14 protein-coding genes and 1 pseudogene are annotated in these 19,718 nt (G+C 53.9%); 11 read left to right on the top strand and 4 right to left on the bottom strand.

Going from position 1 to position 19,718, the window contains the following annotated elements; genetic code table 11:
- The first annotated feature begins 274 nt into the window (after positions 1–274).
- The 9 genes and pseudogenes from dnaA to BMX68_RS05460 all read left to right on the top strand — a co-directional run bounded on the left by dnaA (position 275) and on the right by BMX68_RS05460 (position 13,433).
- On the top strand, positions 275–1,792 hold the full coding sequence (gene dnaA, locus BMX68_RS05430) for a chromosomal replication initiator protein DnaA (RefSeq protein WP_026013205.1): 1,518 nt from the start codon (positions 275–277) through the stop codon (positions 1,790–1,792).
- 38 nt (positions 1,793–1,830) lie between these two features.
- On the top strand, positions 1,831–2,934 hold the full coding sequence (gene dnaN / locus BMX68_RS05435) for a DNA polymerase III subunit beta (protein ID WP_017132233.1): 1,104 nt from the start codon (positions 1,831–1,833) through the stop codon (positions 2,932–2,934).
- A 38-nt stretch (positions 2,935–2,972) separates the two neighbouring features.
- Positions 2,973–4,076 carry a DNA replication/repair protein RecF gene (gene recF / locus BMX68_RS05440; RefSeq protein WP_017132232.1) on the top strand — a complete coding sequence of 368 codons (1,104 nt, stop codon included), beginning with the start codon at positions 2,973–2,975 and terminating at the stop codon, positions 4,074–4,076.
- A gap of 4 nt (positions 4,077–4,080) precedes the next feature.
- On the top strand, positions 4,081–6,498 hold the full coding sequence (gene gyrB, locus BMX68_RS05445) for a DNA topoisomerase (ATP-hydrolyzing) subunit B (RefSeq protein ID WP_017132231.1): 2,418 nt from the start codon (positions 4,081–4,083) through the stop codon (positions 6,496–6,498).
- Between the two features lie 206 nt (positions 6,499–6,704).
- Positions 6,705–8,657, top strand: coding sequence for a restriction endonuclease (locus BMX68_RS26715; protein WP_428829772.1), 1,953 nt, complete (start codon positions 6,705–6,707; stop codon positions 8,655–8,657).
- Positions 8,636–9,571 carry a hypothetical protein gene (locus BMX68_RS26720; RefSeq protein WP_428829771.1) on the top strand — a complete coding sequence of 312 codons (936 nt, stop codon included), beginning with the start codon at positions 8,636–8,638 and terminating at the stop codon, positions 9,569–9,571. Before BMX68_RS26715 ends, BMX68_RS26720 begins: the two co-directional genes overlap by 22 nt.
- A 6-nt stretch (positions 9,572–9,577) precedes the next feature.
- A complete protein-coding gene (locus BMX68_RS26725; protein WP_428829770.1) occupies positions 9,578–11,641 on the top strand; it encodes a type ISP restriction/modification enzyme in 2,064 nt (687 codons plus the stop codon).
- A gap of 409 nt (positions 11,642–12,050) precedes the next feature.
- Positions 12,051–12,305: a hypothetical protein gene (locus tag BMX68_RS05455; protein ID WP_017132230.1), complete on the top strand. Its 255-nt coding sequence runs from the start codon at positions 12,051–12,053 to the stop codon at positions 12,303–12,305.
- Positions 12,306–12,380: 75 nt separating this feature from the next.
- A pseudogene (locus BMX68_RS05460) lies at positions 12,381–13,433 on the top strand (reverse transcriptase family protein).
- Between the two features lie 11 nt (positions 13,434–13,444).
- Here the strand turns inward: BMX68_RS05460 and BMX68_RS05465 are convergent.
- Positions 13,445–13,648, bottom strand: a complete 204-nt coding sequence (locus BMX68_RS05465; protein ID WP_086009306.1) for a hypothetical protein — start codon at positions 13,646–13,648, stop codon at positions 13,445–13,447.
- 255 nt (positions 13,649–13,903) lie between these two features.
- On the opposite strand from BMX68_RS05465, the gene BMX68_RS05470 reads away from it, so the two are divergent.
- Entirely contained in the window at positions 13,904–14,311 is a 408-nt protein-coding gene (locus BMX68_RS05470) for an antitoxin Xre-like helix-turn-helix domain-containing protein (RefSeq protein ID WP_017132226.1), read from the top strand.
- A gap of 160 nt (positions 14,312–14,471) precedes the next feature.
- Here the strand turns inward: BMX68_RS05470 and BMX68_RS05475 are convergent, their stop codons facing one another.
- Both BMX68_RS05475 and BMX68_RS05480 read right to left on the bottom strand, forming a co-directional pair.
- Complete coding sequence (locus tag BMX68_RS05475) at positions 14,472–16,964, bottom strand: S8 family peptidase (protein ID WP_026013203.1); 2,493 nt, start codon at positions 16,962–16,964, stop codon at positions 14,472–14,474.
- A gap of 19 nt (positions 16,965–16,983) precedes the next feature.
- Positions 16,984–17,979, bottom strand: a complete 996-nt coding sequence (locus tag BMX68_RS05480) for an AAA family ATPase (RefSeq protein WP_017132224.1) — start codon at positions 17,977–17,979, stop codon at positions 16,984–16,986.
- A gap of 137 nt (positions 17,980–18,116) precedes the next feature.
- Between BMX68_RS05480 and BMX68_RS05485 the strand changes: the two genes are divergently transcribed.
- Positions 18,117–18,740: an HAD family hydrolase gene (locus BMX68_RS05485; RefSeq protein ID WP_026013202.1), complete on the top strand. Its 624-nt coding sequence runs from the start codon at positions 18,117–18,119 to the stop codon at positions 18,738–18,740.
- A gap of 36 nt (positions 18,741–18,776) precedes the next feature.
- On the opposite strand, the gene BMX68_RS05490 is transcribed toward BMX68_RS05485, so the two are convergent.
- A complete protein-coding gene (locus BMX68_RS05490) occupies positions 18,777–19,685 on the bottom strand; it encodes a hypothetical protein (protein WP_017132222.1) in 909 nt (302 codons plus the stop codon).
- Positions 19,686–19,718: the final 33 nt, after the last annotated feature.

Genomic DNA, 19,718 nt, shown 5'->3' on the forward strand with positions numbered 1-19,718 from the left:
GGTGTCGAGCCTGTGCTGTGCTGTCGGAAAAGCTGTGTGTGGAACGCCATGTTATCCACAAGCGAGTTACCCACAGACTTTCGATCCTACTTGTGCAACGACCTCAAGGGTAGTTATCCACAGAGCTTATGCACATACCATTTGTCGCTTTGTTCACAGATAAGACCTTGATTCTTTGGGGTCTCCCTGCAATCGACATGTGGATAAGTGCTGTGCCTGCCGGTACAATGGCTGCTTGTTTTTGCCTCACCGGCTTTCAACTTAGGGGATATCCGTGTCAGTGGAACTTTGGCAGCAGTGCGTGGAACTTCTGCGTGATGAGCTGCCTGCCCAGCAATTCAACACCTGGATCCGCCCACTACAGGTCGAAGCCGAGGGCGACGAGTTGCGTGTCTATGCACCGAACCGTTTTGTGCTCGATTGGGTAAATGAAAAGTACCTGGGACGTTTGCTTGAACTGTTGGGCGAGCACGGCAATGGCCTGGCGCCTGCCCTTTCCTTATTGATAGGCAGCAGGCGCAGCTCCGCTCCGCGTGCCGCCCCGAATGCGCCGCTGGCCGCCGCGGCCTCTCAGGCCATGGCGGCCAGTGCCGTTGCGGCACCGACACCCGTAGCCGCGCCAACACAAGTTGCTTCGACCCAGAAGCAGGTGGTCGAGGTCAACGAAGAGCCCTCCCGCGATAGTTTTGATCCGATGGCCGGTGCCAGCTCGCAGCAGGCTCCTGTGCGTTCGGAGCAACGGACCGTCCAGGTCGAGGGGGCACTCAAGCACACCAGCTACTTGAACCGCACCTTCACCTTCGAGAATTTTGTCGAGGGTAAGTCTAACCAGTTGGCCCGTGCAGCAGCCTGGCAGGTAGCGGACAATCCCAAACACGGTTACAACCCGCTGTTCCTGTATGGCGGCGTCGGCCTGGGTAAGACCCACTTGATGCACGCCGTGGGTAACCATCTATTAAAGAAGAATCCGAACGCCAAGGTGGTTTACCTGCACTCGGAGCGCTTCGTCGCAGACATGGTCAAGGCGCTGCAGCTCAATGCCATCAACGAATTCAAGCGCTTCTACCGGTCGGTGGATGCTCTGCTGATCGATGACATTCAATTTTTCGCTCGCAAGGAACGCTCCCAGGAGGAGTTTTTCCACACCTTCAATGCCTTGCTCGAGGGCGGTCAACAGGTGATTCTCACCAGTGACCGTTATCCCAAGGAAATCGAAGGTCTGGAAGAACGCCTGAAATCGCGCTTCGGCTGGGGCCTGACAGTAGCGGTCGAACCGCCGGAGCTGGAAACCCGGGTGGCGATCCTGATGAAGAAGGCCGACCAGGCTAAGGTCGAGTTACCTCACGATGCGGCGTTCTTCATCGCTCAGCGTATTCGTTCCAACGTCCGTGAGCTTGAGGGTGCCCTGAAACGGGTGATCGCTCACTCGCACTTCATGGGCCGTGACATCACCATCGAGCTGATTCGCGAATCGCTGAAGGACCTGTTGGCGTTGCAGGACAAGCTGGTGTCTGTGGATAACATCCAACGCACCGTGGCCGAGTACTACAAGATCAAGATCTCCGACCTGCTGTCCAAGCGCCGTTCGCGTTCGGTGGCACGTCCGCGTCAAGTCGCGATGGCCCTCTCCAAGGAACTGACCAACCACAGCTTGCCTGAAATTGGTGATGTCTTTGGCGGACGCGACCATACTACGGTCTTGCACGCATGCCGCAAGATCAACGAGCTTAAGGAATCCGACGCGGACATTCGCGAGGACTACAAGAACCTGCTGCGCACACTGACCACTTGAGAACCGCAGCGCAGCTTACTAAGGCAAGGGACTAGACCATGCATTTCACCATTCAACGCGAAGCCCTGTTGAAACCCCTGCAACTGGTCGCAGGCGTCGTTGAGCGCCGCCAGACCTTGCCGGTGCTCTCCAATGTGCTGCTGGTTGTCGAAGGCCAGCAACTGTCGCTGACCGGTACCGACTTGGAAGTCGAGCTGGTCGGTCGCGTCCAGCTCGAGGAGCCCGCCGAGTCGGGAGAAATCACCGTGCCGGCGCGTAAGCTGATGGATATTTGTAAAAGCCTGCCGAACGATGCCCTGATCGATATCAAGCTCGACGAGCAGAAGCTGGTGGTGAAGGCCGGCCGCAGTCGCTTCACGCTGTCAACCTTGCCGGCCAATGACTTCCCGACTGTGGAGGAAGGCCCCGGTTCGTTGACCTGCAGCCTGGATCAAAGCAAGTTGCGGCGTCTGATCGAGCGCACCAGTTTTGCGATGGCCCAGCAGGACGTTCGCTACTACCTCAACGGCATGCTGCTCGAAGTCTCCGCTGGGGTGATCCGTGCCGTGGCCACCGACGGCCATCGCCTGGCGATGTGCTCGATGCAAGCCGACATCGGTCAACCCGACCGTCATCAGGTGATCGTGCCGCGCAAAGGCATTCTCGAACTGGCCCGCTTGCTGACCGAACCGGAAGGCAACGTCAGCATCGTGCTGGGGCAACACCACATCCGTGCCACTACGGGTGAGTTCACTTTCACCTCGAAGCTGGTCGATGGCAAGTTTCCGGACTACGAGCGTGTCCTGCCCAAAGGCGGTGATAAGCTGGTACTGGGCGATCGTCAGGCGTTGCGCGAAGCCTTCAGCCGTACTGCGATCCTGTCTAACGAGAAGTACCGCGGTATCCGTCTGCAACTGGCCAGCGGTCAGTTGAAGATCCAGGCTAACAACCCTGAGCAGGAGGAAGCGGAAGAGGAAGTAGCAGTCGACTACGACGGTGGCTCCCTGGAGATCGGCTTCAATGTGAGCTACCTGCTTGACGTGCTGGGTGTGATGACCACCGAGCAGGTTCGCCTGATCCTGTCCGACTCCAACAGCAGTGCGCTGGTACAAGAGTCAGACAACGACGACTCGGCCTACGTCGTCATGCCGATGCGTCTGTAACAGTGCCTCGCCTGTCCATGTTCAGCGCCTCACGCTAGATGTCCCTCAGCCGTGTTTCGGTCACCGCGGTGCGCAACCTGCACCCGGTGACGTTCTCTCCCTCTGCACGTATCAATATCCTGTACGGTGCCAATGGCAGCGGAAAAACCAGTGTGCTGGAAGCTATCCATTTGTTGGGGCTGGCCCGCTCATTCCGCAGTACTCGCCTGTTGCCGGTGATCCAATACGAGCAACTCGCCTGCACAGTATTTGGCCAGGTCGAATTGGCCGAGGGTGGCCATAGCGCATTGGGAATATCCCGCGATCGCCAGGGTGAATTCCAGATTCGCATCGATGGCCAGAATGCCAAGAGCGCTGCACAACTGGCGGAGATCCTGCCGCTGCAGTTGATCAACCCGGATAGTTTTCGCCTGCTGGAAGGCGCGCCTAAAATTCGTCGGCAGTTTCTCGACTGGGGAGTGTTCCACGTGGAACCACGTTTCATGTCGACCTGGCAGCGCCTGCAGAAGGCCCTGCGGCAGCGGAACTCGTGGCTGCGGCATGGTACACTTGACGCCGCTTCGCAAGCAGCCTGGGACCGAGAGTTGTGCCTGGCCAGCGCCGAAATCGATGAATACCGCCGCGCTTATATCAAAGCCTTGAAACCAGTCTTTGAGCAGACCTTAAGTGAACTAGTCGAACTCGAAGGCTTAACGCTTAGCTATTACCGTGGGTGGGACAAGGACAAAGAGCTGAGTGCCGTGCTCGCCTCTTCCCTACATCGAGACCAGCAAATGGGGCATACCCAGGCTGGACCACAACGAGCTGATTTGCGCCTCCGATTGGGCGCACATAATGCCGCGGATATCTTGTCGCGGGGTCAGCAGAAATTAGTGGTCTGTGCATTGCGTATCGCTCAGGGGCATCTGGTCAGTCAGGCCCGGCGCGGCCAATGTATTTATCTGGTGGATGACTTGCCGTCCGAACTGGACGAGCAGCACCGCCGTGCGCTGTGTCGCTTGCTTGAAGACTTACGCTGCCAGGTATTTATCACCTGTGTAGATCATGAATTATTGAGGGAGGGCTGGCAGACGGAAACGCCAGTCGCTTTGTTCCACGTGGAACAAGGCTGTATCACCCAGACCCACGACCATCGGGAGTGAAGGCATGAGCGAAGAAAATACGTACGACTCGACCAGCATCAAAGTGCTGAAAGGTTTGGATGCCGTGCGCAAACGTCCCGGTATGTACATTGGCGACACCGATGATGGCAGCGGTCTGCACCACATGGTGTTCGAGGTGGTCGATAACTCCATCGACGAGGCTCTGGCCGGTCATTGCGACGACATCAGCATTATCATCCACCCGGATGAGTCCATCACCGTGCGCGACAATGGTCGCGGCATTCCGGTCGATGTACACAAGGAAGAAGGCGTATCCGCAGCGGAGGTCATCATGACCGTACTGCACGCTGGCGGTAAGTTCGACGATAACTCCTATAAAGTATCCGGTGGCCTACATGGCGTAGGTGTGTCGGTGGTAAACGCACTGTCCGAACTGTTGGTACTGACCGTGCGTCGCAGCGGAAAAATCTGGGAACAGACTTACGTTCATGGCGTACCTCAGGAACCGATGAGAATCGTCGGCGAGAGCGAAACTACCGGCACCCAGATTCACTTCAAGGCTTCCGGAGAAACCTTCAAGAATATCCATTTTAGTTGGGACATCCTGGCCAAGCGGATTCGCGAACTGTCTTTCCTCAACTCCGGCGTCGGCATCGTCCTCAAGGACGAACGCAGTGGCAAGGAAGAGTTGTTCAAGTATGAAGGCGGTCTACGTGCGTTCGTTGAATACCTGAACACCAACAAGACGGCGGTCAACCAGGTGTTCCATTTCAACATCCAACGTGAAGACGGCATCGGCGTAGAGATTGCCTTGCAGTGGAACGACAGTTTCAACGAAAACCTGTTGTGCTTCACCAACAACATCCCGCAGCGCGACGGCGGTACTCACCTGGTGGGTTTCCGTTCTGCGCTGACCCGTAACCTGAACAACTACATCGAACAGGAAGGCTTGGCGAAGAAGCACAAGGTCGCCACCACCGGTGATGATGCCCGTGAAGGCCTGACTGCAATCATTTCGGTGAAAGTACCGGACCCGAAATTCAGTTCCCAGACCAAGGACAAGTTGGTTTCTTCCGAAGTGAAGACCGCAGTCGAGCAGGAAATGGGCAAGTATTTCTCCGATTTTCTACTGGAGAACCCGAACGAAGCCAAGCTGGTGGTCGGCAAGATGATCGATGCCGCGCGTGCCCGTGAAGCGGCGCGTAAAGCGCGTGAGATGACTCGGCGCAAAGGTGCGCTGGATATCGCCGGCTTGCCGGGCAAACTGGCGGATTGCCAGGAAAAAGACCCTGCCCTGTCCGAACTGTACCTGGTGGAAGGTGACTCTGCTGGCGGTTCCGCCAAGCAGGGTCGCAACCGTCGCACCCAGGCGATCCTGCCGTTGAAGGGTAAGATCCTCAACGTTGAGAAAGCCCGTTTCGACAAGATGATCTCTTCCCAGGAAGTCGGCACACTGATCACCGCACTGGGCTGCGGCATCGGTCGCGATGAGTACAATATCGACAAGCTGCGTTATCACAACATCATCATCATGACCGATGCTGACGTCGACGGTTCGCACATCCGTACCCTGCTGCTGACCTTCTTCTTCCGCCAATTGCCGGAGTTGATTGAGCGCGGCTACATCTACATCGCCCAGCCACCGCTGTACAAGGTGAAGAAAGGCAAGCAGGAGCAGTACATCAAGGACGATGACGCCATGGAAGAGTACATGACGCAGTCGGCCCTGGAAGATGCGAGCCTGCACCTGAACGAAGACGCACCGGGGATTTCCGGTGAGGCGCTGGAGCGTCTGGTGAACGACTTCCGCATGGTGATGAAGACCCTCAAGCGCCTGTCACGCCTGTATCCACAGGAGCTGACCGAGCACTTCATCTATCTGCCGGCTGTGAGCCTGGAGCAATTGGGTGATCATGCGGCGATGCAGGAATGGCTGACCAAATATGAGGTCCGCCTGCGCCTGAACGAGAAGTCCGGCCTGGTCTACAAGGCCAGCCTGCGGGAAGATCGTGAGCGTAACGTCTGGCTGCCGGAAGTCGAACTGATCTCCCACGGCCTGTCGAACTACATCACCTTCAACCGCGACTTCTTTGGCAGCAACGACTACAAGACCGTAGTGACCCTGGGCGCGCAATTGAGCAGCTTGCTCGACGAAGGTGCCTACATTCAACGTGGTGAACGCAAGAAAGCCGTGACCGAGTTCAAGGAAGCCCTGGACTGGTTGATGGCCGAAAGCACCAAGCGCCACACGATCCAGCGCTATAAGGGACTGGGTGAAATGAACCCTGACCAGCTCTGGGAAACCACCATGGACCCGGCGGTCCGTCGCATGTTGAAAGTGACAATCGAAGACGCCATCGGCGCCGACCAGATCTTCAACACCTTGATGGGCGACGCGGTTGAGCCACGCCGAGACTTTATCGAGAGCAATGCGTTGGCGGTGTCGAACCTGGATTTTTGATTGGGTGTAGGTGGGAAAAGTTATTTTCCACTTCGGTCAAAGTTACACGGTTCAGCCAAAATTATTGGCTCGACCTGATATAGGAAAAAACCCCGGTAGATCCAAGATCTTCCGGGGTTTTCTTTTGGCTGCTCACAGGTGCTCCTATTGATAGACTGCTGCGATTTGGCGCTCGTAACGCGCCTGCCGTATTAAAGGAATTTCCAATGTCCGCACTTGCAGCTCTGCTCAATACCTACCGTACCGCCTCCGCCAGTGAGCGTGAGAAAGGGACTTATTTTGAGGAGTTGATCTGCACCTACCTGCGTAATGAGGCCACCTACCGTGACCTCTACGAGCAGGTGTGGACTTACTCATATTGGGCCAAAGAACAAGGGCAAGACGGACGCGATACCGGCATCGACCTAGTTGCCAAAACCCAAGGCACCGGTGAATACCACGCTATCCAATGCAAGCTGTACGCTGAGGACTACCGCGTACAGAAGAAAGACATCGATAGCTTTTTTACAGCTTCCGGAAAAAAACCTTTTTCCCATCGCATCATTGTGACCACAACCAACAACTGGACTGAACACGCCAATGATGCTTTGCAGGATCAGCATCCACCTGTCAGTAAAATCGACTTGCAAGCCTTGGAAGAAAGCCAGATCGACTGGGCCAAGTACCATCCGAAACAGGCAGCCGTTTTCAAAGCCAAGAAGCTGCTGATGGATCACCAACAGACAGCACTCAATGCCACTGAGGCAGGTCTGAAAACAGTGGATCGCGGCAAGCTGATCATGGCCTGTGGGACGGGGAAAACATTCACCAGTCTGAAAATTGCTGAAAAGCTGACAGGCAAAGGCAAGCGCGTTCTGTTCCTGGTGCCCAGCCTGTCACTGTTGTCGCAGACCCTGACCGAATGGACACAAGAGAGCGAAATTCCACTGCATAGCTTCGCAGTGTGTTCAGACAGCGACGTAGGCAAGAAACGTAAGCAAGAAGATGACGTGGTGCAGACCTTCACCCACGAGCTTCGTTACCCCGCCACAACCGAACCTCAGCGGCTGGCTTCGGAAATGGCCAAGCGTCATGATGATCAGCATATGAGCGTAGTGTTCTCCACCTACCACTCGATTGATGTGATCAGCCGTGCCCAGCTTGAGCACAGCCTGGCCGATTTCGATCTGGTCATCTGCGACGAAGCGCACCGCACCACTGGGGCAACTTTCGGAGAGGACGATGAAAGCAGCTTCGTCAGAATCCACGACGCTGACTACATTCGCGCAGCCAAGCGCCTGTACATGACTGCCACCCCGCGCATCTATGGCGATAGCGCCAAGGTGAAAGCCGAATCCGGGGATGTAACGTTGTGCTCGATGGATGATGAATTGCTCTATGGCAAAGAGCTGTTCGTCATCAACTTCTCCGAGGCGGTGAAGCGTGGGCTGCTGGTCGATTACAAAGTGCTGGTGCTCACCGTTGAAGAGAGCGCCATCAGCCGACGACTCCAGGAGCTGCTAAAAGATGAAGATAACCAGCTCAAGGTCGATGATGCCGCAAAAATCGTCGGCTGTTGGAAAGCTCTGGCCAAGCAAGGCCTAACTGACGATCTGGTCGGTGACAATCAGCCGATGAAGCGAGCCGTAGCCTTCTGCCAAGTGATTTCGCCTGACTACAAGGGAGGCAAACATAAGGTCAGCTCCAAGAATATCGCGGGCATGTTCCAGTCCGTGGTGGAGGCTTACCAGGAGTCCGAAGAAATTGAGGCAGCGGAGCGTATCACCTGCGTAGCCGATCACGTCGATGGCGGCATGAATGCCAGCCAGAAAGAAGAAAAGCTGGCCTGGCTGAAGGAAGACGCCCCAGAAAACACCTGCCGCATCCTCAGCAACGTGCGCTGCCTGTCCGAGGGTGTGGACGTGCCAGCCTTGGACGCCGTGCTATTTCTGACCCCTCGCAACTCTCAAGTCGACGTGGTGCAGTCTGTGGGCCGAGTGATGCGCAATTCCCCTGGCAAGAAGCGTGGCTACGTGGTGTTGCCGTGGTCATCCCTGCCGGAATGGAGCCGCACGAAGCCCTTAACGACAATCAGACCTACAAGGTGGTCTGGCAGGTTCTGCAAGCTCTGCGTTCCCATGATGATACCTTCGATGCCATGGTCAACAAGCTCGACCTGATCGGCCACGACCCACGCAAGATGGAAGTCATCGCCATCACCGATAAGGTGGAGAAAAAGCAGAAAAGCAGCTCAGGCACTAAAAACAAGGAGGCAGGGAAAGGTCAGTACGGCATTGGCGAAAACCGTGGCAAGTACGATGCCGAAGGCCAGATGACCCAGCAAGCAGACCTGACCTACGAAGTAGGCGAGATTGAGCGCGCCATCTACGCCAAGATCGTGCAGAAATGTGGTAACCGCCACCACTGGGAAGACTGGGCAAATGACATCGCCAAAATCGCCCGCACCCATATCGACCGTATCCAAGGCATCCTGGAAAACCCCGAATACACTTCAGAGAAGACTGCCTTCGAAGCCTTCGCTGCAGAGCTTCGTGACGACCTGAACGACAGCATCACCGATGGCGAAATTATCGAAATGCTGGCCCAGCACCTGATCACCAAACCAGTGTTTGACGCCTTGTTCGAAAGCTACAGCTTCGCGCAGCACAACCCCATGTCACAGGCTATGCAAGGCGTGCTTGACGCACTGGATGAGCATCGCCTGGACAAGGAAGCCGATACGCTGGAGAGGTTTTATGAAAGCGTCCGTCAGCGCGCCGAAGGCATTGACAACGCGGTAGGCAAACAGAAAATCGTGGTCGAGCTGTACGACAAGTTCTTTAGCAATGCTTTCCCTCGTATGACTGATCGCTTGGGGATTGTTTACACACCGGTCGAGGTAGTGGACTTCATTATCCACAGCGTTAATAACATCCTGCAACGCGAGTTTGGCCAAACACTCGGTAGTGAAGGGGTTCACATCGTTGATCCCTTCACCGGTACAGGTACGTTTATAACTCGTCTCTTACAAAGCGGCCTGATTACTCCCGAGCAATTGCCGTACAAGTATAAAAATGAGATCCATGCAAATTAACTCGTATTGCTGGCCTACTATATTGCTGCGATTAATATCGAGGCTGTATATCACAGCTTAGTGGGGGGTGATTACGTGCCCTTTGAGGGCATCTGCCTAACCGATACTTTTCAGATGTACGAGAAGGAAGATTTAATAAATGAGCTACTGGTGGATAACAGTGCCCGGCGCACTCGCCAGAAAAATCTAGATATTCGCGTCATTGTTGGCAACCCTCCTTACTCTGCCGGGCAGGCAAGCGCTAACGATAACAACCAGAATGTTGAATACCCATTTCTCGATGGTCGTATACGCTCCACGTATGCTGAACGCTCAACGGCCACCAACAAGAACGGGCTTTACGACAGCTATATTCGAGCCATCCGTTGGGCATCCGACCGTATTGGTAGCAGCGGGGTGATTGGATTCGTCACAAATGCTAACTTCTTGGAAGGGGGAACCTTCGACGGATTACGTCAATGCCTAGCTGATGAGTTTTCCAGTATCTATGTTTTTCATTTGCGCGGAAATGGCAGGACATCTGGTGAAAGATGCCGCAGAGAAGGGCATCCGTTGTTTGCTGCACATGGAGGCAGGGGGGGAAGTCTTACTCCAATTGCGATCACTCTGCTCGTCAAAAACCCGGAGGCCACAGATGTGGGGAAAATTTATTTCCACAACGTAGGTGATTACCTCAAGCGCGGGGAAAAATTGGCTAAAATTGCTGAGTTTACCAGTATCGCAGGTATCGCTGCTGCGGACGGCTGGCAGACCATTAGACCAGATGAACATGGTGATTGGCTCAATCAACGAGATGATCGTTTTAGTGATTATATTGTTCTGGGTAGTAAAGATGTTGCCATAACAAACAAGCTATTTTCTACCTATTCAAGAGGGTTGGAAACCAATCGTGATGCTTGGTGTTACAACTCTGCCGAGAATGGCGTAATCGAAAATATGAGTCGTATGATTGGCTTCTACAATAATGAAGTAGATCGATTTAATCAAACCCACCATGGGTTGGACAAAAAATTACGAGAAACCAAGGTTGATGGGTTTATTAGCACCGATCCGACGAAAATCAGCTGGAATCGCAGCTTAAAGCAGGATTTGTCGAAATCTCGGCGCTTTAAGTTTGATGTTCAAAATCTTGTTCCTAGCATGTACCGTCCTTATACAAAGCAGTGGGTATACTACCATCGGAATTTGAATGCATATGTAAATCACATGCCACGTATTTTTCCGAATGCTACGACAGAGAATCGGGCAATATGCATAAATGCTGTCGGTGCCCAGAAGGACTTTTCCGCTCTGATTACAAACCATTTACCAGATCTACACTTGATGCAGACTGGTCAATGCTTCCCGCTATACCTTTATGAAGACGCGGCTGATGAATATGATGCCGATGTGCCGAAGAATGCTGATCTATTTGAGGCACTACCTCCCGCAACTACTGATAGAAAGCGCCGCGATGCCCTGACAGATGAGGGATTCGCTCACTTCCAAGCAGCATACCCTAGCGAGCAGATTACTAAAGAAGACGTGTTCTACTACGTATATGGTCTCCTGCACTCACCGGACTACCTTGAACGATACGCGGATAACCTGACTAAGGAGTTACCACGCATCCCATGCGTAAAAACTACCACGGGCTTTTGGTCTTTCTCCAAAGCAGGCCGCGCTCTGGCTGAGCTGCACATCAACTATGAAACTGTCGAGCCATACCAGGCTAAGATCGAAGGCAATCCGGCTCAGTCAAGCGACTACCGTGTCGAGAAGATGAAGTATGGCAAGAAGGGCAAAGATAAAGACCTGACGACTCTGCATTACAACGCCAAGATCACCGTCACCGGTATCCCGTTAGAAGCCTACGAATATGTGGTCAACGGCAAGCCCGCGTTGGATTGGGTCGTCGAGCGCCAGTGCGTCAAAACCGACAAGGCCAGCGGCATTGTCAACGACGCCAACGCTTGGGCCATCGAAACCATGAACAACCCAAAATATCCGTTGGAGTTGTTCCTTCGCATGATCACCGTTAGTTTGGAAACGATGAAAATCGTGAAGTCCCTACCTTCCATCGATATCTGATCGAGAACATGTCACCGGATAGCTGAAATGGCCGGTGACATTTCCCAGTTGAATTCTACTCCTTACCTCAGGTAAAACTATTGGTGCTGGGTGTTACCGCCCAGGTGCTCTTTAAACATGGTTATCAATCGGGCTTGCAGTTGGTGGTCGGGAAACTGACCGGCTTTGGTGTTCTCCAGAGCTACCTTCGCCCCACACCTGTCGTCACCCCGATGTGCTCAGCGCTGAGGGTTTCGTGGCAAACGTCACGAGGCTGTCAGCGACGTCCCATCGGTTAATCGACAGAAACGCGGCGGACGGCTTATCAAGGATTTGATAAGCAGAACTGTAGTTTGTAGCGGCATCTTCAAAGTTCCATTCGGCCCGGAATACCTGGCGGCGGAGTAATCCACCGTAAGGAACTGTAACCATGAAGAAAGTAAAGAAAGCTGTCGGTATTCGTATCGATCAGCACATGCACAACACTGAAGATGCCCGCGTTAAAGTAGAAGCAGCCCTTCAGCAGAAAGATCGCAAGTGGGGAAATCGTTTAAAGACTTTGTCTGTCGAGGCAGCCAAAGTGGCCAAACGTATTCCATACTACATCTGGATTTTGGAAAAGGCTGTGATTGCTTGGGATTGGATCTGCGAAAATGCAGAGACAATTTTTGAGGTAATCTCATGACGCAACAAACCACATCATTCGAATTCTAATGAGGCCGATCCAGTGATCGGCCTCATTTCATTTTGGGGACAGGAAATGGATGCTCCGCTTTATCCCTTCAAACCGATCTACAGCCTGAAGGCGCTGTCATTGACCCTTGGCGAATCCGTCGAACTCCTCGAAAGCTTAGCCATGTGCAGCTCCAATCTGTACCGCTATGTACCGCAAGAGAAGAAAGACGGCACCCCCCGTGACACCTACGATGCTTTCCAGCCGCTGAAAAGTATCCAACGGAAAATAGTAGATCGTTTACTAGCGCGTGTTCGCTTCCCGGCATATCTCCATGGCGGGATCAAAGACCCTGTGAACCGCCGAAGTATTTATTCCAATGCCAAAGTCCATGGCAACGCTAAATTTGTGCTGCTACAGGACATCAAGGACTTTTTTCCTTCGATCAAGGTGCAGCATGTTCAGCAGATATTTGAGAGGCTCTTTGGTTTTTCTGAGGAGGTTTCGAAGCTATTGGCCCTGCTGACCACCCGTAATGGTGTTGTGCCACAGGGGGCCAGTAGCAGTGGATATTTAGCCAACTTAGTGTTCTGGGATGTGGAACCCATGCTGGTAGCCAGACTGGAAGCGCAGGGGCTGAATTACTCGCGATTTGCCGATGACATTACGATCTCGTCCCTGACGCCGCTGAATTCAGTAATGCTAACGAAGCTGGTCTCAGCGGTGACTGGCATGCTTGCTGAGAAAGGTTGCTATCAGAAACGCTCCAAGTTGCATGTCCGCAGGCGCGGTCAAACCTTAAAGATGAAGGTCATAGATGAGTTCGTGCCTTTGACCGTGACGGGACTAACCATCTTTAACCAGATTCCGGGCATACCCAAGGCCGAACGTAAAGCGATACGGGCAGCGGTAAAACAGTTGGAGGATCAGGCGACGCAGGGTAGGACGTGGACATAGCTGGAGCCTTTGGTTCGCCGTGCAATGGGCCGTGTGGGGCGCTTGATTGCCTGTGCGCATCCCGATGGTGAACGCTTGAAACAACGACTGCATGCCCTCAAAGCCCGCAACCAGGTGGCGCTATTGGATCGCTATGCGGCGGCACTGCAAGACGCGACGGTTACAGGTCAGATACCTGGTTAATGCGCCTTTCATTAGAGTTCGACCGTTATCACCTTGATGCCTACTCCTTCGCAGAACCGTCCCACGGCGGTCAGTGAGCGCCACACCCGCACCGGCTCGCGCCGCGAGCGGATCGGCAGCCACTTGCTGCCGAGGCGCAACTCCAGGCGCCAGACCTCGCCGTCGCGCAGCACGCGAAACTCCCGCACGGCGCCAAGCTCGACCAGCGTGGCCAGCGTTTCCTGCGCAATGGCTTTTTTTTCATTCAGCGGCCCTCCCGGCTTGGCAGCGAGTCGCCCCCAGCCACGCCCTACCCTGCTGGTATAGCGCAACCATGGACTTGCCCCTTTAGTGTCATTAGGCTGTGGATAACTGTGGGGGGCGATTGACCATAATCACCATTACGCGCAAGCCGACGCGGCGGATCGAGTCCCGCGAGGCGAGCACGGGTATTGGCCTATACTTGCTCGTGGTTGCGTCCGGAGAGCGTCATGAACCCGCAATTGCAAGCACAAGTCTTGGAGATAATGGGAGCGCCGCAGGGTGAACCGTTGGATACGTTTATTCGAGAAGGGGTGCCGCTCGTAGCCCTTGAGCATCTGGCGCAACACGGTGTCAGCGCCGTCGCGGTCGGCGTGCTCACGTCTCGGACGTTGTACCGCCGACGCGTCAAACGGGAACAGCTTTCCCGCGCGGAAGGGGATCGGCTATACCGAGTGAGCATGATCCTCCTCCGGTCGGAGCAAGTGTTTGGCCACCCCGACAAGGCGTGTCTCTGGCTCAGCACCGTTCACAGCTTCTTGGATGGCATGACGGCGTGGGAGGCGGTGGCGACGACGCCCGGCTATGCCGCTGTGCTCGACAGTTTAGAGCGCATCCACGAGGGATTTTTTGCTTGAGTAAACGAGGTTGGCCGCTGTTTGAGCGCAAGGGCACCTATGGCACCCACGCTGTCGTAATTTACCATGACTCAAATTTCGGCCCACAGAGCTGGGGCAAGCACAAAGTTCGTCCAACGAGGCAAAAGGCTCATTTCAAGAGCTTTCGCGGATCATATCGTCACACCAGAATGACATTTTCGGGAGCGATCTTCTCGGCGATTACACTATAAATATCAGTATCAACCTCCGGTACTTTAATAGAAATAATCAGCGCATACCGTGCCGGGCTGTCATACCGCTCCAAGGCTCCTCTGGTCTTCCACCATCCCAATGATGGGTACACGGCAAGATAGCCACGGCTTGCCAGCTCAGCTGCAGTGCCATTCCAAGTGTCCTGATGAAGTGAACCACGATGGCGTTTCTGTTTGCCTAGAGTCCATGCTGGATCATTGTCTTGGTTGGGTACTCCGTTTTCATCATCGAGCGCAGCGGCATTTACCCTGGCTCTGAACCGGGGCACATCTTCCGTTGGACGTTTTACGTCAAAGCGAAGACCGTGGGATTCATATCGATAGCGAGATCTTCCACGGGCGGATGGATTAGGTTCGATGAAGTAGGACAAGGTAACGGTCATTTCAACGTCGGTTGCCCCCAATGCTTCAAGTTCGTCCTTGGGCCAGGGTAGCTCGTGCAGGTGCATTTCCCGTGGAGAGGGGTCTTTCCCTCTCAACTTTTTAAAGGGTTGGAGGGTGTCCTCGACAATCAGCGTCAGCGAGTTAGACGCGCTCCATTTAGCTCGATCCAGGCTGGGTACGCCAAAGCCACAATGCCTAACCAGACGTTCGTAGTCCTGTTTTGTTGGATTACGATTTTGCGGAAGAAACATCTGCTTCATCGCATCAGTCCATCCAGCAGAATGAACGATCAATGCCCGGATGGTTTCAGGCCAGCGCGCTGGGTATGCGGCCATTAGCTGAGCTGCCATCCGGGAGCAAAGCGAGGTCGCGGCGCTGGTGGCAGTGGCCAATGTCAGATGGCGGTCGACTGGGCGATTATGAGTGGTCAGCAGTGATAGCTCCCCTGCAGTGGCAGGGCCCAGCAGCTCATCATGGATAAGATTACCTCCCTCGAAGAGCACATCTGGTTTCAGGGGATAATGGCTGATCCAGTTCTGCGACGTTGTACTGAATGGGCTCAGGCCTCCCTGTGCGGCCACAGCTCTCAAGCCAGGTGCGAGCTCGACTAGATCGGTAAATGCTCCGACAGTTAATGAATTCCAAGCCTGTGCAGGGTCGCAAATACCCATCAATGTATTGCTACTTGGATAGTCCACCCATTCACTGCTCTCTCGAATGTTACCTGCAGAAATAACAAATAGCCGTGGGCTTGCTCCCTGGCCATCTGCATCAAAGGCAAGACGGTCAAGGGCGGATGACCAGGATGAGGGGCGGCCCCGATCTCGGCCATCTACGGTAGTGACTGCCATGCTGAACAGTCGTGCTCTTAGAGGTGCCGTTATCTCGGGGCGAGCTACTGCTTCGACTGTATTGAAGCCAAAATTCTTCTCATCTCCAGCATTTGCTCCGTCGCTTGGTAGCAGCTTCACAGACTCAAGACGATGCTCAATGATCAGAGGTTCCGCTGATCTTAATGTATGGGTTAAATCGCCATAAAGGGCTAATCCAGCCATGCTGGTGCCATGGCCATGACGATCATCTACACCCCAATCCGGCTCGATAGTGTGAAGGTCTGGTTCCACAAGTGCTGGAGTTAAAAGTGGGTGGCCGTGGTTCACGCCCGTATCAAGAATGCAGATGTGCGGAGTATGCTCTGAAGAGGTGAAGGTTGTTCTACCCAGAAGTTCAGCAGCCCATTCGTGCTGCTCTGCAGGTGTAAACGAATCAAAAAAATCTGCCGTTTCCTTTGCCCTGCGTAATTCAGCGATGCTGTTAAGAGTCAGAACTGACTGTTGTAGCTGTGCTTTGCTGCATTGGATTGTCAGCACCGTTCGTTCTGGGAAAATAAGCCTTCCCTCCAGTACTCGAATACCGAGTAGCTGAGCGGCCTGCATGAAGCTTGCAACCACCAGGTTGCGATTATCCCTGACGGGTAACCAAGCCTCCCACCATATAATCTCGTTTTCGTCTGTAGGAAAAAATGCCGGAGCATCCGTCCATAGCGCCTCTAGTTGAGCCACATGGATGGATTGAATCGTGTTGATTAGGGCTTTGTGGTCAAGGCTTCGCCCTGTAGAACCTTTACGATCATCAAGGTACTCGACGATGACCCGTTCAAAATAATCGAGCTTGCCATCCGGGACGAAAACAGTCGCAAAGCCTCTTTCTCCCTCTTCCTTATAATTGAGAAGCTCGATCCCCTTAGGTTTATTTGCCAAACTTTCAAAGGCCAGTTTGACATCATCAAAGCTTTCAAACTGAACGCGAAGGCCTACACCGTCTAGGATGCCAAGTGCCGCTTGTTCTTCTTTCGCCTGTTCCGCAATAGGGCGGATCTGCTGGAGTTGTTCGCGCAAAGCATTGCCGTGCAGGGCACGGTCACGAACAGGGAGCGGTGGGGGCCTTACTGGAACCCGATGGGAAGTGAACGGCTCTGGGGATGAAGTATTCTGGGGAAACAAGTGCGGGAGGTTTTCTCTGCGTTGATCCGTCATCGCGATACTGCTCTTTGAATTATTTGTCGATTAGTATTTTCTTACTGATCAGCTTCCGCTCTTCCAACATCTTAAAAATATCAGCATCCGTAATTGATACCCGGTCATGAATAATTGCATCTTTGAGGGTGTCGTCTGCCGCCCGTGCGACGTCTGCATAGCTCAGACCTATTGCCTTATCGGCGAGCTTCGACCAAGCCAAGCGTTTCGGTTTAAAGGTGGATAAACGATTCTTTAGCACCGCGATGATCTGAGCGGCTTCAGGAAGTCCGTACTGGATCATATCGTCAAACCGTCGGAACAGGGCGTAGTCCAAAATTTCGGGGTGGTTTGTAGCCGCGATTATCAGGCTGTGGGACTGATCCTGCTCCAGCATTTGCAAAAAGCTATTCAACACGCGGCGTATCTCTCCGACGTCATTAGCTTGGCCACGTTGCGAACCTATGGCATCGAACTCGTCGAAAAAATAGACACCGCGTACTTCCGTTATGGCATCAAAGACCTGGCGCAGTTTGGCGGCGGTCTCCCCCATGAATTTGGTGATCAAGGCATCAAGTCGCACAACAAACAGCGGGACACCCAACTCACCTGCCAATGCAGAGGCGGTCAGTGTCTTGCCAGTGCCTGGTGGCCCGACCAATAACAGTTTCCGGCGAGGTGAAAGCCCGTGGGCACGGATCTTCGTATGGTTCTGCTGTTCTTTGATGATCCGATGCAAACGCATAGCAACCTGGTCATCCAGGATCATGTCGGAAAGTCGAGCTTGTGGATAAGAGGCTTGGAGAAGTCCGACCAACTCACCACGTGGTTGGCTGATAGGGATCGTCTTGTTTGGTACTTTTGAAGAGGGCCGAGCCTTCGCTGCATCGATCAGAGCTTTGAGCTCCTCTGCCAGTTTTCCGTGGCCAAGCTTTGCCTCGTGCGCTGCCACCTGCATCGCAACGGAGAAGAAGTGGCTGTCATCACCAGTGATGTGGGATTTGAGCAGGGCTTTGAGCTGATCGGCGCTTGCCATAGGTTGACCTCATACTAGCCCTGCATTATAGGCCTGATTAGCTTTGCCTTGGAGAAAAGTAGCTTCTGCACAGCAAAAGGCTGGCTTTCACTAGGGATAAATTCTGTGACGTTCGATGGTCTGGAGGGAGTATGCGTGTGAGCCATGTCCAAGCTGTCATCTTTGATGCGTTCGGTACCGTCATACGGATCGAGAACGCGCGCCATCCATTTCGTCAGCTTCTCAAGCTCGGTATCGCGCAAGGTCGGCGTCCGAGGCCGGATGATGCATCGGCGCTCATGAGCCATCCTTGGAGCCTTGCGCAAGCTGCCGATCACTTCGGCATTGATGTGCCACCGACTGAGCTTGCGCGTATCCAATCCGAGCTTGATGCTGAGCTGGCTGACATCCAACCCTTCGCAGACGCCCTCTCCTGCATTGGGGCTTTGCGGGCACAGGGAATGAAGGTGGCGATTTGTTCAAATCTGGCCCAACCTTATGGAACGGCTGTTGAGCGCATCTTTCCTGACTTGGAGGGCTACGGCTTCAGCTATGAGATAGGGACGCTTAAGCCAGATCGACGTATCTACGATGCAGTGCTGACTGATTTAGCTGTAGACGCCTGCAAGGTCTGGATGATCGGGGATTCCCAGCGCTGTGATCGAGACGGGCCAATAGCCCTCGGAATCAAAGGGCATTATCTAAACCGGACTAGGGAAGGATCGCCATCTGACTTTCACGATTTGATGGCCTTCAAGGATGCCGTGCTAAGCAGAGAGTAAATCATAGCCATGCATTTAGATGATAATGGACACCTGCTAATCAATACCTGTTCCTCTAAGTAGCGGCAGATCGCCGTATATCATCCGGCCATCCACTAATGAGTGTCCGGCCCAATCGCCTCCCCCGGCTCCCCTCAAGTCCAGCCCTAGAAGCGTGGCTGAATCGTTGTAACGCTGCAGGTCAGTGCCGTCTTTACTGATTGTGGCAATGAAGAGCCAGGAATTTATGGCTCGCTCTCTGTATGCGTACGCAAATAGATACGCTGCAATGGGGGAGTCATAGGGCAGGATGATCCAGACCCGGGAAAGCCTGTTCTTAACCGCCATCGCAGTTTTCAGAATCTCTTCAGCAGCATGCCATTCCTTGATGGAAGAATCCCCCACGCGGGGAATGATGGCGACCGGTGAGGTTTTGTCGTTGATCAGAATGAATTGACGAAGTGACAGGAAGCTTTTGACCAATACGAATTCGCCACTTGGGCTACCGAAGAAGGCTGTACCCATGCGTGGCACGAGTTCGACAGTGGCTCGTTGGTGCTGAGCTACATAGGAACGTGCTTTTGATTTTGCGGCGAGCTGCGCCTGACCACCCTTGGCTGCATTTTCCTCAACCACCAGGCGAAGGTTTTTGAGCGTGATGCTGTTAGACAGAACGTCAGTGAGGAGGTGCTGAGCTTCCGCAGGAGAAAACTGGTGTAGACGTTCCAGCAACTCCACGTGCGCATAGCCACACTTGACGTCGTCAAGGGCTAACCCGGCGCCAGCCAAGCGATCCAAAAACGTCCCCGCCTTCAGCATGCGCTTCAGTACTTTTTCGTCGTAACCCGAGTCTTCGGCCTCATGCCGCAGGAACCGATAGACGCCGCCCTCACCTTCAAAGCTATCGATTTTGGGGTGCAAGGCTTGGTATAGGCCGTACCAATGATGGAGCGCTTTTCGAGCCATTCGATAGCCTGGAAGTTAAGAATGTTTAAGGCT

Source organism: Pseudomonas agarici, from assembly GCF_900109755.1.
Classification (GTDB): Bacteria; Pseudomonadota; Gammaproteobacteria; order Pseudomonadales; family Pseudomonadaceae; genus Aquipseudomonas; species Aquipseudomonas agarici.

What these genes read in the sequence shown, in the direction of transcription:
- BMX68_RS05475 (WP_026013203.1), bottom strand. Translation starts at nt 16,964, where the DNA reads ATGACGGATCAACGCAGAGAAAACCTCCCGCACTTGTTTCCCCAGAAT.
- dnaN (WP_017132233.1), top strand. Translation starts at nt 1,831, where the DNA reads ATGCATTTCACCATTCAACGCGAAGCCCTGTTGAAACCCCTGCAACTG.
- BMX68_RS26720 (WP_428829771.1), top strand. Translation starts at nt 8,636, where the DNA reads ATGGTCAACAAGCTCGACCTGATCGGCCACGACCCACGCAAGATGGAA.
- BMX68_RS05490 (WP_017132222.1), bottom strand. Translation starts at nt 19,685, where the DNA reads ATGGCTCGAAAAGCGCTCCATCATTGGTACGGCCTATACCAAGCCTTG.
- BMX68_RS05470 (WP_017132226.1), top strand. Translation starts at nt 13,904, where the DNA reads ATGAACCCGCAATTGCAAGCACAAGTCTTGGAGATAATGGGAGCGCCG.
- BMX68_RS05455 (WP_017132230.1), top strand. Translation starts at nt 12,051, where the DNA reads ATGAAGAAAGTAAAGAAAGCTGTCGGTATTCGTATCGATCAGCACATG.
- recF (WP_017132232.1), top strand. Translation starts at nt 2,973, where the DNA reads ATGTCCCTCAGCCGTGTTTCGGTCACCGCGGTGCGCAACCTGCACCCG.
- BMX68_RS05480 (WP_017132224.1), bottom strand. Translation starts at nt 17,979, where the DNA reads ATGGCAAGCGCCGATCAGCTCAAAGCCCTGCTCAAATCCCACATCACT.
- BMX68_RS26715 (WP_428829772.1), top strand. Translation starts at nt 6,705, where the DNA reads ATGTCCGCACTTGCAGCTCTGCTCAATACCTACCGTACCGCCTCCGCC.
- gyrB (WP_017132231.1), top strand. Translation starts at nt 4,081, where the DNA reads ATGAGCGAAGAAAATACGTACGACTCGACCAGCATCAAAGTGCTGAAA.